General features: G+C 58.2%; 12 protein-coding genes. 5 read left to right on the forward strand and 7 right to left on the reverse strand.

Going from position 1 to position 17,635, the window contains the following annotated elements:
- Positions 1-81: 81 nt before the first annotated feature.
- The 3 genes from LAO20_17215 to LAO20_17225 all read left to right on the forward strand — a co-directional run bounded on the left by LAO20_17215 (position 82) and on the right by LAO20_17225 (position 3,853).
- On the forward strand, positions 82-1,386 hold the full coding sequence (locus LAO20_17215) for a PKD domain-containing protein (GenBank protein ID MBZ5533172.1): 1,305 nt from the start codon (positions 82-84) through the stop codon (positions 1,384-1,386).
- Complete coding sequence (locus tag LAO20_17220; GenBank protein MBZ5533173.1) at positions 1,383-2,000, forward strand: hypothetical protein; 618 nt, start codon at positions 1,383-1,385, stop codon at positions 1,998-2,000. The genes LAO20_17215 and LAO20_17220 overlap by 4 nt, the downstream gene beginning before the upstream one ends.
- Positions 2,001-2,218: 218 nt before the next feature.
- Positions 2,219-3,853: an ATP-binding cassette domain-containing protein gene (locus tag LAO20_17225; protein ID MBZ5533174.1), complete on the forward strand. Its 1,635-nt coding sequence runs from the start codon at positions 2,219-2,221 to the stop codon at positions 3,851-3,853.
- A 154-nt stretch (positions 3,854-4,007) separates the two neighbouring features.
- On the opposite strand, the gene LAO20_17230 is transcribed toward LAO20_17225, so the two are convergent.
- The 6 genes from LAO20_17230 to LAO20_17255 form a co-directional block, all read right to left on the reverse strand.
- Positions 4,008-4,733: a response regulator transcription factor gene (locus tag LAO20_17230; protein ID MBZ5533175.1), complete on the reverse strand. Its 726-nt coding sequence runs from the start codon at positions 4,731-4,733 to the stop codon at positions 4,008-4,010.
- Between the two features lie 318 nt (positions 4,734-5,051).
- Positions 5,052-6,713: an RNA polymerase sigma factor RpoD gene (gene rpoD, locus LAO20_17235; protein ID MBZ5533176.1), complete on the reverse strand. Its 1,662-nt coding sequence runs from the start codon at positions 6,711-6,713 to the stop codon at positions 5,052-5,054.
- 210 nt (positions 6,714-6,923) lie between these two features.
- Complete coding sequence (locus tag LAO20_17240) at positions 6,924-7,112, reverse strand: hypothetical protein (GenBank protein MBZ5533177.1); 189 nt, start codon at positions 7,110-7,112, stop codon at positions 6,924-6,926.
- Positions 7,113-7,160: 48 nt separating this feature from the next.
- The gene (locus LAO20_17245) at positions 7,161-7,385 is read right to left on the reverse strand and encodes a hypothetical protein (protein ID MBZ5533178.1); all 225 of its coding nucleotides are present in this window, start codon (positions 7,383-7,385) and stop codon (positions 7,161-7,163) included.
- Between the two features lie 23 nt (positions 7,386-7,408).
- Positions 7,409-7,843, reverse strand: coding sequence for an RNA-binding protein (locus LAO20_17250; protein MBZ5533179.1), 435 nt, complete (start codon positions 7,841-7,843; stop codon positions 7,409-7,411).
- Between the two features lie 485 nt (positions 7,844-8,328).
- Positions 8,329-10,833, reverse strand: a complete 2,505-nt coding sequence (locus LAO20_17255) for a DUF11 domain-containing protein (GenBank protein MBZ5533180.1) — start codon at positions 10,831-10,833, stop codon at positions 8,329-8,331.
- 737 nt (positions 10,834-11,570) lie between these two features.
- Between LAO20_17255 and LAO20_17260 the strand changes: the two genes are divergently transcribed.
- Entirely contained in the window at positions 11,571-11,888 is a 318-nt protein-coding gene (locus LAO20_17260; protein MBZ5533181.1) for a hypothetical protein, read from the forward strand.
- 351 nt (positions 11,889-12,239) lie between these two features.
- Here the strand turns inward: LAO20_17260 and LAO20_17265 are convergent, their stop codons facing one another.
- Positions 12,240-13,220 (reverse strand): peptidyl-prolyl cis-trans isomerase, encoded by a 981-nt coding sequence (locus LAO20_17265; GenBank protein ID MBZ5533182.1) that lies wholly within the window; start codon positions 13,218-13,220, stop codon positions 12,240-12,242.
- A 1,018-nt stretch (positions 13,221-14,238) separates the two neighbouring features.
- On the opposite strand from LAO20_17265, the gene LAO20_17270 reads away from it, so the two are divergent.
- Positions 14,239-16,857, forward strand: a complete 2,619-nt coding sequence (locus LAO20_17270; GenBank protein MBZ5533183.1) for a DUF11 domain-containing protein — start codon at positions 14,239-14,241, stop codon at positions 16,855-16,857.
- Positions 16,858-17,635: the final 778 nt, after the last annotated feature.

A 17,635-nucleotide genomic window follows, 5' to 3' on the forward strand; every position in this document is an offset into this window, starting at 1 on the left:
GCTCTCGCGCGAACCGGGTGTCCTGAGCCTCCGCTGGCTGGTGCAGCAATCAGGGACGCGAGGGTGGCCGCCGAAGCGCAAATGGCCCAACCTCAAAGTGGCGGTGGGGCGGGACGAGGAGGCACGCCCTACTCGACGCAGGCGCGCACACTGGCGAGTGCCCGAGTGCAAACCGTGTGTGTTCCGGACTTTCGCGGAATGACTCTGGATCAAGCCAAGGCCGCAATTGACAAGACCAAAGGCCTGCACCTTGAGAGTGCGACTCCGCCAAATGGCTTGACGGTAACGGCCCAGAACCCTGTGCCGTTTCGCTATGTCCCGGTCGGGACGGGTGTCACATTGCAATTGACGCCTGCGGATAGGGCTTCGCACTGGCGAGTGGTGCCGGACATTACGCGCATGGACGTATCGTTGTTACCGGCCTTCCTGGAGCGTGCCGGCTTGGCGTACGGAGGGTCGAAAAAGATTGAGACGAAACAATACTCTGCTGGAACAATCATCCAGTCTCCGCTTGCGGGAACTCGCGTAGAAGAGTACACCCCGGTTTTCCGTTTCGAAGCTACGGTGCCGCCCCTACCGCAACCACAGGAAAATCATCTGGAGTTGGACGCTTCCCCTCACGTGGTGGTCGTCAATGAGCAAGTGGATTTTGAGGCTGTGCTGGCAACAGCCGTTCCGGGCGCGCAATACCAGTTCCAGTTTGGAGATGGCCGGCAAACCGGCCGGCAAGATGACAACAAGGCGCAGCACCAGTACGATCACGACGGTACGTTTAAGGTTAAGGCGACAGCTGTGCTGCCAAGCGGCGAAGAGCTTATCGCAGAGAAGGAGGTCCGCGTCCACACCACCACATGGACCGTGGATTTGGAGCTCAACCCGCGCCGTGCGGACACAAAAACGCCGATTTCTTTCCAAGCGAACCTTCTGCCGCCCCTCCCCCTGCCAGAGCGGCCGCAGTACTTGTTCTATTTTGACAATAACAAGCAGCCCGTGACCTCGAATAACCCTATCGTGCAGCGGCGTTTTGCCGACGCCGGCACGCATTTCGCGCACGTCGTCGTCACGGACGCCGATGGACACAGTTTTGAGAGTGACGTAAAGGCAGCCATCATTGATAAGCCGCCGCCACCGGTCTGGCTGTGGGTGTTGAGTGCTGTTGCCGCCGGCGCAATTTCCTGGCTAGGCGGATTGAAGATCGCGCAGAAGATCACCACCGGGCGTCTGCAATATGCCTTGGTCGCCGACACCCCGGGGCAACAGTCCGTCGAACAGCCCTCTGGGAGCGCGGTGGAGGCCGGGTTTGAGTTTCAAGTGGTGCATCCGCCGCTCGACCCCAACGCGCAATGTGCCGGACCGATCATCAAGCGAGTAGAGAGACTGCTATGAGCAAAACAGACATGAACATGAAGGATCTTTTTGCCGTGGAACCCGGGATCAGCGCCGCGGTCCCGCGGGAGAAGTTCGACAAGGCCAACAGCGCAGCGGAGTTGAAGGCGAATCTCGCGAAGACCTCCCAGCTCATCAGGTGGAACGTGGTCAAGGACGTCCTGGCGGAAAAGACGGTGGAGATGCTGGATATCCCGATGGTGAAGGTACTTTTTCCCGCGTGGAAGAAATACCGGGAGATTATGGAGTATGCCGATCCGCAGAAGCATCCTCCGCAAGAAACCTCGCTGGTCTGGCTTGCCGAGCACACCGTGGAAACCAAGCATCGCCCGCACCTGCAGGTCAGCTATCGGGGAGTGAAGTTTTCCGACCTCGAGTTCACGCTGACCGCTGCACTAACGCTGAAGGGAATCGTGCTGCGCATTCAGGACGGGAAGATCAAGGAGATCAAAGAGGGCACTATTTCAGGCAAAGGATCGCTGCTCTTGGAGACAGAGTTGGTGATCGAGAAGACGTTTGGCTCTTACGACCTGCCGGGCCGCCTCGACCTGGGCGACGGAATTCCGTTGCGCGACTCCGGCGCAGACCGTGTTTCCACTGCAGCCGGACGATAACGCCTAACTCGGAGGCGGGCCACGCCGTTGCGGAGCGGATCAACTCCGAGCCATCCTATGGGGCACATCTCTGGTGCAGAGGCGAAACGCCAGACCTGGCGCCGTTTACGTAAAGCGTCACCAAGGGTGTAATCCAGCCTAACCGTGATAACATATTACAGGTAAGTCTGCGGTCCCGCCTCGCGCGCCGGAATCCCTTCGCAGCTCCATAAAAACTAATGATTTCAGTCAGTAACGTGTCCATGCGCTACGGCGCCAAAGTCTTGTTTGAAGAGGTCTCCACGGCATTCACGCCGGGGAAGCGCTACGGCCTCACCGGCCCCAACGGCGCCGGCAAGACCACCTTCATGAACCTGCTCTCCGGTGAGCTTGAGCCGCAGAAGGGCAACGTGGTGCGTCCGCGGAAGCTCAGCGTGCTCAGCCAGGACCAGTTTGCCTTTGACGCGTATCGCGTGATTGACACCGTCATCATGGGCAACAAGCGCCTGTGGACCGCGCTGGAAGAGCGCAACCACATTTACGAAAAACCCGCGATGAGCAATGAAGACGGCATGCGCTTGGGGGAACTGGAAGGCATCGTCGGCGAAGAAGACGGTTATTCCGCCGAAACTGATGCGGCCATTCTGCTGCAGGGGCTCGACATCCCGGATAGCGTGCATGAGCGCAAGATGGGCGAGCTGCCCGGCGGACAAAAGATGCGCGTTCTGTTGGCGCAGGCGCTCTTCGGCCATCCCCAGGCCCTGCTGCTGGACGAGCCCACGAACCATCTTGATCTCGATTCCATCCACTGGCTCCAGGATTTTCTCAACCGCTATGACGGCGTGCTGATCACCATCTCGCACGACCGACATTTTCTGAACAGCATCTGCACCCACATCGCCGACATTGATTACGAAACCATCATCACTTACACCGGCGGCTATGACGACATGGTGATGGCCAAGACCCAGGTGCGTTCGCAGATTGAAGGGCAGAACGCGCAACGCGAAAAGAAGATCGCGCAGCTCAATGAGTTCATCGCGCGCTTCGCCGCCGGCACCCGCTCCAGCCAGGTACAGTCGCGGCGCAAGGAAGTCGAGCGGCTGCAGCTCACCGAGCTGGCCAAGTCCAATATCGCGCGTCCGTATCTCAAATTCGACATGAAGCGGCCCTCGGGCAAACACATTCTCGAGGTGGAAAAAGTCAGCAAGTCGTACGGAGAGGCTGAAGTCGGCGTCATTCAGGGCTTCACCGCCAGCGTGCTGCGCGGAGAAAAAATCGCGCTCATGGGACGCAACGGCGCCGGCAAAACCACCCTGCTCAACGCGCTCTTGGCCAACTCACCCACCACGCCGGAAGCCGAACTGCGCAAGACCAGCGGCTACGCGGGAGCTTTCATTGACGCCGGCAAAGTAGTTTGGGGACACGAAGCCTCCATCGGCTACTTTCCCCAGGACCATCGCAGCTTGATTGACAAAGGCAGCACCGTGCTGGAGTGGCTTTTCCAGTGGGACCCGTCAGTATCCAACGAAGAGATCCGCGGCCTGCTGGGCCAAATGCTCTTCGGCCGCGACGAAGCCAACAAGAAGACTGACGTGCTCTCCGGCGGCGAGGCCGCCCGCATCATCTTCTGCAAACTCATGCTGCAGAAGCCCAACGTGCTGGTGCTGGACGAGCCCACCAACCATCTGGACCTGGAGTCCATCAACGCGCTCAACATCGCGCTGCAGCGCTACCAGGGGACGGTATTACTGGTTACGCATGACCACGATCTTATTGACGAGGTCGCCACCCGCATCTGGCATTTCGACGATCACAAGATCGAGGACTTCAAGGGTACTTACGAGGAGTATCAGGCTGCCGTGCAGGTGTAGCCGAAGCCAGTGCTGCGGTTCGGGCGGCGCGCGCAGGATTTCGGCAGAAGAGTTTTACCAGCGCACAACGTCGGCGCGTTTGAGACGCCCAGGCCGATGCCTCTTGGGCGCCTCAACTCTTCCGTGACCGCTCCGTCCCTGCCGAAGGTCTTCCTTATCGCGCGCCCAGGCCCTGAGAACTCTGCCTCGGCCGTTCCACAACTCCCTCATCCGACGCGGAAGTGATGGAGTAGCCAACACCGCGCACTGTGCGAATCAACGGCGTGCTAAACCCTTGATCAACTTTCAGGCGCAGGTAGTTGACGTAAACGTCCACAATGTTGGTGAGCCCTTCAAAGCCAACGTTCCACACGTGCTCCACGATCATGGTGCGGGTAACGCTGCGTCCCGCATTGCGCATCATGTATTCCAGCACCGCGTACTCGCGCTGGGTGAGGTTGATCACCTTTCCTCCACGGGTCACGGTGTGGCGCAGGCGGTCCAATTCCAGGTCACCCACGCTGAGCTTGTCCAACAGTTCCTGCGGACGGCGCAGAAGCGTCTGGAGACGGACCAGCAGTTCTTCAAAAGAAAATGGTTTCACCATAAAGTCATCGGCGCCGGCCTGCAATGCGCAGACTCGGTCAGAGACTTCTTTGTGGGCGCTCAGGAACAGGACCCGGGCCTGCGATCCGGACTTGCGCAGTTTCTTCAATACCGACAACCCGTCAAGTTTTGGCAAGTTCCAATCGAGAATCACGGCGTCGTAGTCAATCTCCGTGGCGAGTTGCAGGCCTTCTTCGCCGTCCGTCGCCACATCAACGGCATAGTGGTCGGCTTCCAGACCCTTGACCAAGGTCCTTGCTACCTTAGGATCATCCTCAACAATAAGAATTCGCACGCTTCACCTTCCTGCGTCCGCACGGTTATGCGGATCTGATTTGAGATAAACCCAAGAATCTGTGGTTCGGCCCGTGATGAGGAAGCGGAGCAAAGAGGGTGCATCAGTTACCGGAAGTTGCTTCCCTTGCGCACAAGAGTCTCATTTTGTCTTAAGGCTGTCGGTGAGATTTATCACACCATAAATGTGATGGGGATCACATTCGCGGTGTGATTAAGCCGCGCTGCCTTCGGCCAAGCGCCGCTCTTAAGCTGCGAAGCAGCGGCGAAGATTTATTTACGCCGGCTTGATCCTATGACCGCAAGGACGAGAGGCGATTCAGTCTCTGTCGCCGTCCACAAATGCCCTGAGTTTACGCGACCGCGAGGGGTGGCGCAGTTTGCGCAAGGCTTTGGCTTCGATCTGGCGGATGCGTTCGCGGGTGACCTGGAAGTTCTGTCCCACTTCTTCCAGGGTGTGTTCAGAGCCGTCTTCCAGCCCGAACCGCATTCGGATGATGCGCTCTTCCCGCGGGCTGAGCGTGCGGAGAACGTGGGCCGTTTGTTTCTTCAAGTCCACGTCCAGCATCGCCTGGGCCGGTGATACGCCGGCCGTATCCTGGATCAGGTCGCTCAAGTGCGAATCTTCTTCTTCTCCGATGGGCGTCTCCAGTGAAATCGGCTGCTGCGCGATCTTGAGAATCTTGCGGACTTTTGACACCGGGATGTCCATGCGCTGCGCGACTTCCTCTGACGACGGCTCATGACCAAGCTCCTGCACCAGCTGGCGCGAGGTGCGGATCAGCTTGTTGATGTTCTCGATCATGTGCACGGGAACGCGGATGGTGCGGGCCTGGTCGGAGATGGCGCGGGTCACGGCCTGGCGGATCCACCAGGTCGCATAGGTGGAAAACTTGTAGCCGCGGCGATACTCGAACTTGTCCACAGCTTTCATCAGCCCCATGTTGCCTTCCTGGATCAAGTCCAGGAACTGCAGGCCGCGATTGGTATATTTCTTGGCAATGGAGACCACCAGGCGCAGGTTGGCTTCCACCAGTTCGCGCTTGGCGTACTCGGCGTCTACGTTGCCTTGGAGAATTTCGCGCTGGGTGCGGCGCAGCTCCACGTAGCTGGTCCGGGCTTCCTGCTCCAGTCTTTTGAGGTCGCCATGGCACGTGCGCTGCTGGCGCTTGTATTCCTTGCGCAGTTCCTCGCTGCGTGTGCCCTCATACTTCTTTTCCCAGTGACGAAGCTGGCGTTCCAGTGACCGCATAGCTTCCGTGGTGGTGGTAACTCTTTCGATCAAGCGCTTGCGTTCAGCGTGGGTGTACCTGAACGCGCGGATCACTTTGGAAACCGCCACTCTCTCCCGGCCCAGTTTCCAGCGGCTGCGGCGATATCGCTTGGCGTTCTTTTTCGGATCAATGCCCGCGATTTCGTCTTCCAGCGCCAGCGCTTTCTTGTGGTGCTTCACCATCTCATCAATCTTGCTGATGGTGGCGGTGGCGCGCGCGGAAAGAATCTCTTCCGTGATCTCTTCTTCGTCGAAGATGACGAAGTCTTTGATCGCGCGGGCGCCGGACTTCAAGTCCGCGCCAATCGCCGTTATTTCCTGAATCACGATGGGCGAGCGGGAAATGGCCTTGAGCACGCGGAGATGTCCGCGCTCGAACCGCTTGGCGATCTCAATTTCTCCCTGGCGCGTCAGCAGCGGCACGGTGCCCATTTCCCGCAGGTACAAACGGACGGGATCGCTGGTCTTGTCCAGAACTTCGGGGGCCAGCCTGAATTCCGCGTCCTCTTCGGGCTCCAGTTCCGCTTCCAGCTTCCTTCTGCGGTTGGAAGGCGTTTCTTCTTCCGGCAGCACGTCAATGCCGCGCCGGTCCAGCATGGTTACCAGATCTTCGACGTCCTCCGGGGAAACATCATCCACAAGGTCGCCAGCCTCGCCCAGGACGGGATCGGCCGGGTCCTCTCCCTCCATACTGATGATCTTCTTCATAGGGTCGTTTTTGTCGTGGACAGCCAAGAGTTACCTTTCGCACCGGCGGGGGTTCCATAACGCATCATCACTGCCGAGCGTTACTCAGACATTTTCAACAAATATGATGTGTGTTCACGGCCAATTGGCCGCAGCTGCCCACATACCACGCTGTCGCTTCCGTTTGCGGTTCCATTTCGCCGTTCCCGCGGGAACGATGGAGAAAACAAGCTAGAGAACAGGCTTGAGCTTCAGGGAGTCAATCTCTTGAAGAATCGTCTGCAGGCGCTGTTCCAGCTGCCGCTTCGTCCGTGGCTTCCGCTCGGTCTTGGTGAATTGCCCGTAGTTTGCGATGGAGCGGCGATAAAAATCAGCAGTTTTATTGAGCAATTCGGCTTTCTGGTCAGTGATTGTGGACATACCCCTATTCTACAGGAGATCGTCTTTGACCGCAGGCCGAATCTTTCGCTAGGGCAGGCTCGGCAGTTCCATGGTGCCGTGATGCTTCCGTTCCTGGATGTGGTCCCAGACCAGTTGATCGCTCACCCAGAAGGCCTGTTTTTTGGCCATTTCCACGTTCTGCAGGGCGTGGTCATGCTGGATGGCGAACCGCTGGCCGCACTTGCTGCAGACAACGGTCTCCATCAGCGCGGTCTTGGACGAAGGCTCCAAAGTCGCAGCGGCGCCACGCAAGCGTCTTGCAACGCCATTTGGATTCACCAGCGCGGCTCGCGTTTCGGACGATCGCCGCCCCGGCCGCCATCGCGCCGTGGCGCTTGTGGCTTGGCTTCGTTGACGGTGAGCGCCCTGCCGTTTGAGTCCTTGCCGTTCAGGCCGGCCATCGCCTTTTCCGCTTCGTCATCGTTGGGCATGGTTACAAAGCCGAAACCGCGTGAGCGTCCGGTATCGCGGTCCGTGGCCAGGGAAACACTCTCAATGTTTCCGTACGGCTCGAACAGTGACCGCAGTTCAGGTTCTGTCATGCTGAAAGGAAAATTTCCGACGTAAATCTTCTTCAAGTTGTTGCTCCTTGGTTCATGATGGTGGGATTGGCTGTTCTCAGCAGAAATAGGCAGGAAAAAGCAGGGATCGCGTCTATCCGAGTCGAGGACAACTGACTTGTCAGATCTGATTCTACACCCGAAAGCCATGTTGGAGCCAGCTCCTCCGATCGCCAACTTTGATTACTACTTCGTAAATTTTAGAGCCAAACCCCACCCCCCATGACCTGTTTGTTGCAAACAAAGGGCGAAGTGTAATTCGACAAGGCAGTCACTGGACGGTCGAAGCCGCTTTTTCGCTTCGCTTCGGCCTAGAATCGCTATCAATTTTCCCAGCGACGCCACAACCGCGATATTACTCTCTGGTTAACACCAATGGGCGTCGCCCCGGCCGTTTCCCTTGAGTTTTCAAAGAACCGTCGCCCCGCCGCCTGGGCAGCGGGTATTCGCCAAACCGCCAAATCCTAACATCCAATTATTGTGTTTGAATATATCGTATTTTGTTCGCTAATACAAGAGTGGAGCAGCCGGCTCCTCGCGATACGATCTGCGGCGGCTCGGATTCGGCGGTCAGGAGGGAATGAGAGCTTGCCGGGAAGCCCCATGGCTGGAGCTTCCCGGTTTGCTGGTGCGCGTTACTTGGCGTTGATGGTTACCGTGAACGTGTTGTTAGGCGTGTTGGTGTCCGTGCCGTTGAATGAGGCATGACCGGTCGAGCTGAAGGCCCCTGCCCCTGGCACGCTGAAGTTTACGGTCACTATCATGGTTTGTCCTCCGGCCACCGTGGCGGCATTGCAGGTGATGGTCCCCCCGCTGCCGACCGCCGGCCCGGTGCACGACCCCGTGGACGTGGAGACAGAGTTGAACGGCAATCCCGCCGGCAATGTCGCGGTGAAAACCACGGAATTGGCGGGGGAATTCTGCGCGTTCTTGATCTGCCAGGTGATGGTGTCCGTGGTCGTTGGCCCGGATGTGGGACCGCCGTTTTGCGGCGAGCCCGTCACCTGAAGGTCGGTGGTGGTTGGCGGCGCGCTGATGGCCGTGTTGAACGTGGCGGTGTTGTTCACCGGATTGGGATCGGTGAGCGGATTGCCGGCTGCGTCATTCGCGCTGACCGTTGCCGTGTTGGTGATGGCCGACGTCACGTTCAGGACTACCGTTACCGTCGCGCTGCCGCCCACAACTATACCGCCCAGGTTGCACTGGAATTGCGAACCCAGCAGAGCGCAGGCGCCCTGACTCGGCGTACCGGAAACAAACGTTGCACCGGCAGGCACGAAGTCGTTCACCGTGACCTGCGGAGCAAAGTTCGGTCCCAGATTGCTGGCCGTCAGCGTGTAACTGGCATTGCCGCCGGCATTGATGCTCGTCGGACCGGTCATGCTGATGGCCATGTCGGTAGAGCCCAGAGTCCGCGTGGGAGTTACCGCGTTGGAAGGCGCGGACTCAGGGCCAGCGCCTTTGATGTTGGTGGCATGCACGGTAAAGGTGTACGTGGTGCCGTTGGTCAGACCCGTTACCACCGCCGAAGTGGTGGTGCCATTCGATGTGGTAACTGTGTTTGCTGTGGCTATGCCGTTGATGCGCGCTGTCACCGTGTAGCTGGTGATGGTCGCATTGCCATTGCTTGCCGGCGGGACCCAGGCTACGGTGGCTTGGGAGTCCGCGGCGACTGCCGTTGCGCCTGTGGGCGCGCCGGGAACGGTAATGGCCAGCGGGACTACGGAGTTGCTCGGCGCCGAGAATGCGCTGGTGCCCTGGGCGTTGGTTGCCGAAACCTCAAACTGATACGTAACTCCGTTGACCAAACCCGAGACGGTAGCGGTTGAAGTCTGAGTAGACCCCCCGTTGTTAGGAACGATCAAGTCCGCCACAGGCAGTCCGTTGGAGGCCAGGGAATTGTGTATGGTGAAGGTGGTCGCCGGGCTGCCTCCGCCGTTGAGCCAGGTCAAGAATGCCTGACCGTCTCCGCTGGAGGCTGTGACTCCGACCGGCGTTCCCGGTACGGACGGTGGTGGTGGCGTGGTGGAAACCGCGTAGTAGCGTCCGCCGCCAGCGACGCCGGCTTCCTGCCCGGGATCATCGCCTACGTAGACGACCGGGCCAGTTGGCGAAGCATCGAATGCCACGGCGATCAGGAACAGAAAATTCGAGGCCCAGTTGTTATCAATTGTGATATTGCCGGTGGGACTGGTCAGGCCGGAAAGCTTGACGATAGCATTTTGTGTTTCAGCGATATACAGGCTGTCACCGTTGACGGCGGGATAGACCTGGTCGCTGGTCAGGGTGAAGACGCCGGGAATCAGCGTTTTGATCCTGGTTGTGCCTTTGCACGGCGTGAAGTTATTCGCCGGAGAAAAACACTGGTCGGCATTGGGAATGTTAAACAGGCCTCTGATGTCGGCGCCCCACATGTCGTGTCCCACAAACGATATTCCCAAACCTCTGCGCGCATCCGGCGTGGTTCCCATGACCTGCATATTGGAACACGGAATGGTTGGGCTCTCCGGCGCGATGACTCGCACCAGATTACCGGAGGTCTTGAATGACACGTAAAGGTTGGCGTCCGGGCCCATCGCGACAGCCCAGGGAAAGCTGCCGCTCAAGCCGCAGCCGTTGGTATCTCCCAGGAATTCCGCCGTTGCGCTGACCAGCCCTTGGCCATTATCGCCGTCGGGAAGAAAGTGGAAGCGGGCCACATTCGCCGCGCCGCCATCGTCCACCGAATAGATGGTGTTGTTGAGCGGATCGTACACCATTCTTCCTGGCACAAACGCCACACCCGCCACAGTCGTGATGCAGGTGGCCAGGTTGACGGTCAGCGGCGCGCCGGTATCCAGATCGGGATCCAGGCGGCATAGTCCGCCGGTATCACCCGACCACAGATGCCGGAACGGGCGTCCCGTAGCCGGATTAATGGCTGATCCGGTCAAGACCTGCGCTCCGTAAGGGAGCGTGAAGCCCGTAGCCAGGAGTGTGTTGCTGGCGGTTGGTGGTGCACTCTGCGCGGCGCCTGTCGCCGGCGCTACCAGGAGAAATACGATCAGGCACGCCAGAATTTTCCCCAGGACGCTCCAGCTTTCAGGAGAAGTCCTGCAGGTTGTCGCGTTCGTTGTCTTGCCGTTGTTCAGGTTCCTCATACGCTTGCATGTTTCTTTCTCCCGGAAGCGTAGGGTTGGTTGACAACTTGCTGAGCCTTGCTTTCCGGCTCTCCTCGGGTGCCGCGTAGCTGCGAGCTTGATCGAATGGGACGCACGCGCACGGAATAGGAAGACAGCTCGCGTTGACGTCTGAGGAAAGCACGCATTGGATGGAAATGCCCATGAGAACAATCACGGGAACAGGCCCAAACTTAACTCGGAGTTGCTCAGGGAGCTATCAGTCGGGAGGAGAAGATGGAATCGTCGCGGCGATGAGCGGCGCGAAATTTCTCGGCAACGGCTGTGCGCGGTAGCTCAAAATTTCTTTCGAGCAACTGGAGTCTAATCCAAGTTGCATCCGCAGCGCAAGAAACTTATTTGCGAATTTTCGTCGAATCGGTGCAAATGGAGCACACTGTACGAATTTCTGCCAAGGACAATGCTCTGAGCAAAAGAGATCAATCGCCTAGTGGGAAAATCCTAGTCGGTTGTTTTGCTGCGCGCTCGCGTGCATCGGCAAAGTCCGGCAACTTTCATGGAGAGCAAGGAAGGAGTCGCGAGGCCAAACTCATCATGGCGAACAATCTAAAGTTTGCCGCTGGAAAACTCAGAACTCTGGTAATCGAATTAGGGGTTTTAATTCTCGTTTAATGCTTGCCTAAGACTGGGGTGCCATCTTATTATGACCCTACATGCCGCACGTTTAGGGGCGGCCAATGACGGGTTTTTAACGAACTATGTGCCTGGGGAAATATTTTCGCGGCGCGGTTTTGAGCGTGATGTTCCTGCTGACGGTGGGAGCAAGCTGTTGGTCTGATTCCTACGATGCCGACCCCTGGGATGACACGCCGCCCGTGACCGTGGATTTCAACTTCGTGAAACCCCCGCCGATCAGTACTCAAATTGTCCAGGACAAGGTTGTCCGCGGCGCGATCGGCGTGACCGGCGTGCACCCTGCGCAGGTCTCCCGCGAACTCGAAGTGGTTCCAGCTTTCGCTCTTGCTCCCAATCAAGCCCAGCCGGGCACTCCTTTGTTTTCTCCTCTGCGAACGTAAGCCCACATCCGGACCGCGCTCTTGGACCGCCGGAATTTGCTCGCGGTGAGCGACGCCATTCAATACAGGGCGCAAGCAGCCTTGAGAAATGCATCGTCCCACGATCTAATTCCATAAGGCCAGACAGCCCGCGCAAGTCCGGTAGCTGCCCGAAATTCAAAACAATTTTCTTTTTAAAGTTTCCTCGCTGCGCTCAGATCGCGAGGGGATGCCGGGAACATCGGGCGCCCGGCAAAAAATCCGGGGACCTTCGGGTCCCTGGTACTGGCCGGTTCAATCGGGCACTGGCCAGACGGAGAGGCCGGGTGTAGCCACCCGGCCTTTTCAACGCATGCGCGTTATTGTTCAGGTCTATTTGGGCGCGGCGGCCTGTTGCTTCGGTGGGATTGGTACTTCAATCATTGGCCGGCCGGCGTTTTTGTTGACGGGGCCAAAGTAGTCGTCGTTGTACTCTGCGCGAACTTGTGCGCCGACCGCGTTGGTGAGGCGTTCCAGTTTTTCGCGAGACAGCTTCGCGCGAATCTCATCTTTCACCTGGTCCAGGGTGGGCATCTCCCGGCTTTCGAGTTTGAAGACGATAAAGACTGACGTTTGTTCGATCACTTTGCTCACCTCGCCGGGCTTCAGCGCGAAAAGCATGTCTTCTTGGTCTTTGGCATAAACGCCGCGATGTATCGGCGCCATCTTGGTTGGCGGAGGCGATTTAACCGCGAGTGCCTCCAGCGTTTCCTTCTCAATCTTCTCGAAGTCGTCGCCCTTGACGGCGCGATCATGGGCTTCATCTGCCAGCTTCTTTGCCCTGGCCGCGAAGTCAGCGTCTTTCAGGTTGGCCGTGTTGTATTTGGGTACGGACAGGTGGACAAGATGAAGCTCTTCAAAATTGGCCAAGTTACTTTTGTAGTAGCTGCGGATTTCTTCCGGGGATATTTTCTGCGCTTCCTCTTGCAAGCGCACGCGATACATATCGCTCAGGGCTTTCATGCGCGCCAGTTTGAGGACCTCCGCAAAACGAGGGTCTTTAGCCACGCCGGCTTTTTCCGCGGCGGTGGCGCCGGCCAGCAGATCAATGTAACCCACGGCGATATCGCGGCGCTGCGGAGCAAGAACGCTCCGTCCTGTCGCCTGCACAACGTCTATCACCGCTTCCATCTGCCGCCGGGTTACCACCGTCACGCATGGATCGGATGACGCGGCAGGTTTGTCTGCCTTTTTCGCCGCAGACGTTTCACACACTCCGTGAATCGTCACGACTGCCTTGTTCAGGGGCACATTGAGCCCGGTAGAGGAAGACTTGGGCGCCGCCGCTGGGCTGTTGTCTGATCCTCTGGCCATGGAGGCGGCTTGGGCCGCCGGTTTTGTTGCAGCCGGTGAGGATGGGTTGTTGGTTGAAGTTTGCGGAAATGCCGCGGCGACCGCGAATAGCATTAGGCTTAAGAAAACCCGAAGTGCATTACGAAGCATGTTGACTTACCCTTCCGTCGTTGTCCGCGAGCGTTGTAGAGTCGCGGCGTGTGCGTACCATAGCGCAACTCCACTTCAATCCTCAACAGAAAGTTGTATTGGGAACTCCAATGCGCGCAAAAACGGCGTGATCAAAATTGATCAAACATGCGTCGCCGGCGATGTAGATACCCGCCGAGCGCTTGGCGTGTGCAAAACGGCACTACCAGAATCTAAAGAAGTTATTCTCCGCAGGGAACAGACCGGCGGGCGAAGATGTTCATTCCGGAACACAACGCTGGGTTGCGTGCATGCGAAATGCTCAAAAAATTGCAACATTAAAGACTTTAATCTGAAGTTAATCAGCCTCTAATAGCCGGCGCGCATTGTCACGCTTGTCAGAAAGCAAGTTTCCGGAACGACAAGTTGGCTTTTGCGGGCCGCTCCGATCCGGAAGTCACCAAAAAATCCTCGCTCCCACTCGAACGTCTAATTCGGGCACGCGCAAGTTGGGTAGCTGAACAGCAAGACTGGATATCGGTCTGCGCTTACGTTCGCTACATGTGTCCGTAGAGCAACCTATTCCGTCTTCAAAACTTCAGCACCATGAAGGCTTGGCTGGTTGCCCATTCCAAAGTCCAAGAGACCGGCCTTCCCTTTAGTTGGCATAGAAGCAGTTGCGCTGCACCTATCAGGCAATTGCAGCCGGAGATCGCCGTTGCATAATGCAGCCCCATCCAAGGTCCAGGCGGATCCAGCTTCAGCCAATTCAACCATCGCTCCGAAGCTCAGGCTCGGACGGGAAAGACGGACATTGAAATCTATGAAATCCCCTACAAGACTTCAACAGAAACGAGCTTGCGGAACGCCGATCTCCCGCCTGGCCGCCTTTCTGTGCTTTGCGATTTTGATGGTCTGCGCCATTACAGCAAGCGCGCAGAACGTCACGCAACTCAACGTACCGACCACCACCACGCTGTGGGCCGGGACCCAGGACTACGTGCAATTTGGTTTGTCCTCGTTGACCTTCCCCGCCGCCGGCGTAATCCTGCCGGGTACGGCGATCAGCCAGTTCACCGGCCAGCCGGAACGCCACCTGTGGTACGGTGACGCCAGCAACGGCTTCTGCCGCGTTGACCCTGAAATTGACGATCCGAACCTCACGCAGCCCGCACCGGGCATCGGGCGTTTCAACAACATCATCACCACCTGCGTGGGCGCCATTCAAGCCGGCGCGTTTGCTCCGATGCAGGTTACGTGGGACGCCACCACCAACACGCTCTATGCCGCTGACATACCGCGTACGGCCAACGGCGTCATCCGCATGCACTACCTTCCTGCTGGCGACAACGGGCATGGCTCCATCGATCCCCTCCACGTTGAATCGCTGATGGGAAATGACACAGCCAGAAACAGCGCTGGCGGCTGCCCGGTTGTGACGGATCCGCGACTCGTTGCGCAAACTCCATTCACCATGTCTTCAGCGGCTCTGGGACCGGATGGCAACCTGTACATCGGATGGATGCGCAACGGCTCCATCGTCCGCATCCCCCATCCTGCAACTTTTGATCCGAATCTGGATTCTGAGTGCGCCCAAATTCAAGTGGTTGGTTTCGCTCCTGACGCCCGGTTCGGCAACGGCGCAGCGGCCGGCCATACCTTTGGTCTGGCCTGGATCGGCCACACCATGTTTGGCGCGGACAACATTGCTCCCTGGATCAAGGAGAACTTTGACCAGTGCAACACTCCGCAAAACGGCTTCGTGCTTTGCGGCCCCACACAGAATACGGGAACGGAAATCCTGGGTGCTTTTGTGCCCGGCCCGCAGGCGGGTATCGTCAGCGACTTTACTTACAACGGTCCTAACACTACCTTCCCCGGAAACTCACTGTATGCCATGACGCTGAGCGGCGCGGCCCGCATCATCAATGCCACGGACGTAACCAACATTGCGATCACACCGCAGTTCGGTGGAACGTTCTGTTTCTTGGTCGGCGGCACGGTTGACACCAGCGATCTGGCGAACGAAACGTTTTACGCTGGGGTTGACTGCACCCAGGGCGCCATCAACGGTGCGGCGGCCATTTACAAGATCGTCCCGCAGCCTCCAGCCGGCGCGCCTCCGGGAGTTCCTTCCGGCGTAACAGCGAGCAACGCCACGCCTCCAGGAGCACTGGCTGGCACGGCGCTAGTCAGCTGGATTCCGTTGCCCAACGGTCAAGCGACGAGCGGATACGTTGTCCGCACAGTGCTGGCCGGGACGCAGACTTTGGCGATTCCTGACACCGCAATCGGTCCAGGACCGAACGGCGTAGTCCCCACCAGCGCCCAGATTACTGGATTGCCTTTGGGCACGCCCGTGCAGTTCCTGGTGGCCGCCAGCAACACCTTCGGTACCAGCCAGTTCTCCATTGCCAGCGGTTCGTTCACGGCGTTTGTCCCCACGGCTCCTGGCGCCCCGACAGGCGTAGTGGCCACCGCGGGTAACGCTTCTGCTCAGGTTGCGTGGTCAGCTCCTTCCAGCAATGGCGGACTGCCCATCACCAGCTATACGGTTACCGCTCAACTCAACGGCGTAACCTCAGTGGGCAACGTGACGGTTCCGGCAAGCCAGACCGGTGTGAACTTCACCGGCTTGACCAACACTTCGCAGTACAACTTTGTGGTTGTGGCTACCAACGCGGCCGGCAACAGCGCGGCTTCACTGCCTTCCAACGCAGTGACTCCGACCGTGCCGGATGTGCAGGATATCTCCATCACCATGGCTTCGCCGTCGTCCTTGAACGCCGGATCGTTCGTCACTTTCACCATGACCATCAAGAACAACGGTCCTGGCGACGCTCCGAACGTGACTCTGGCGGACACGCTGCCGGCGCCGTTCGTGTCGTTCACGACCACCCAGGGCGCCTGCTCGATTGCGGGCAGCAACTTTAGCTGCACGCTGGGCGGCATGCTTGCGGGTTCCACCGCGACGGTGAAAGTGACCGTTGCCATGGGCTCCTCGGCCCTCACCAACTCGGCGACCGTCACGCTGCGCGATCTACTCGGCAACGTGAAGACCACCGATCCGAACACGGCCAACAACACCGCCAGCTCCACCACGAGTGTCACCAGCGGCGGCGGCGGCGGCGTGACCGCTGACATTCAGATCGTCGGTTCAGCCCAGAATGGTGGACCAGCGGTTGGAGCCAGCGATCTGTTCACGTGGCAGATCAAGAACAACACCGGCAACCAGGCGGCCCCGAACGTAAGCTTTGAGGCCACACTGCCGATCTCGTTCACGGTTGTCCCCGGCAGCCTTAGCGCGAACCAGGGAGGAAGTTGCTCCGTGGCTCCGGCTACTGGGAGCTCGGGTCAGACCCTGAGCTGCCTTACCAGCAGCTTGGCGGGCGGCCAGACGATGATTGTGACCTATAACGTGACGACCTCTGTGGCGGGCACTTTCGGTACGACCGGAAGAACAACTTCGGGCGCCAACGACAGCAACCCCAGCAACAACTCGTTCACGGTGAACATACAGCCGAAGTAAGCAGTCGGCGTTACTGCGCCGGGGTGCAGCAAGACCGCACCCCGGTTAAGTTGAAGAAGTTTTGAAAAGAAATCTGGCGTTTTCTACGACGGTAGAGATGCCTGATCCGGGGCTACCGGTCACGACGGACTCGAAACCGGCAGCCTTCCCCTACGGAGGTGAATCACGAATATGCCCTACCACAAGCTTTTCGGCGCGCGGCCGGGAGCTTGATCACAACTTAACTCGACATTTAGTACTGCTACACTTTTGAAGTTGGATAGCCGCTCGAATTTGCCTTCCCGCGGCTACTCCAACTTCAATTTTTTTGTTCGGGTGCTGCCGGCCAAAGTAACTTGTTGAAAGAGTTCCTGCGTCTTACTAGATGAGTGCATCGCAAAACTCCAAAAGATATAGTCCGCTCAAATTCTTATAAGTTTTAATAAGCTTTCAATTTTCTTCTAATGTCCCGGAGAGAACATACGCCCATTCGACGGATCGATGCTTCCGGGTCCCGAGTCACACGCGCGGCCTGACTTCAACGGCCAAGTCTCCTACCTGAGCATCTTCAAGAGATGCTTGTGCATTTTTTGTTCCTCACTGGATCCCGTCGTGCAACGGCTCTGCTTGGCAGATGAAATCCACCTAAGGTAAAAGGCTTTCACTTGGCCCAAGGGCCCACGCCGTATCATCCACGGTTTGCATGGCCCTCCCCCTTCCGGTCTTTTCTCTGTTGAGACGGTTGCACTCCAACCCTTTGCGCGTGTGCACGCTCCATTCCGAGGGACTTAGCCCCTGG

It is taken from the genome of Terriglobia bacterium (assembly GCA_020072815.1).
GTDB lineage: Bacteria > Acidobacteriota > Terriglobia > Terriglobales > Acidobacteriaceae > Angelobacter.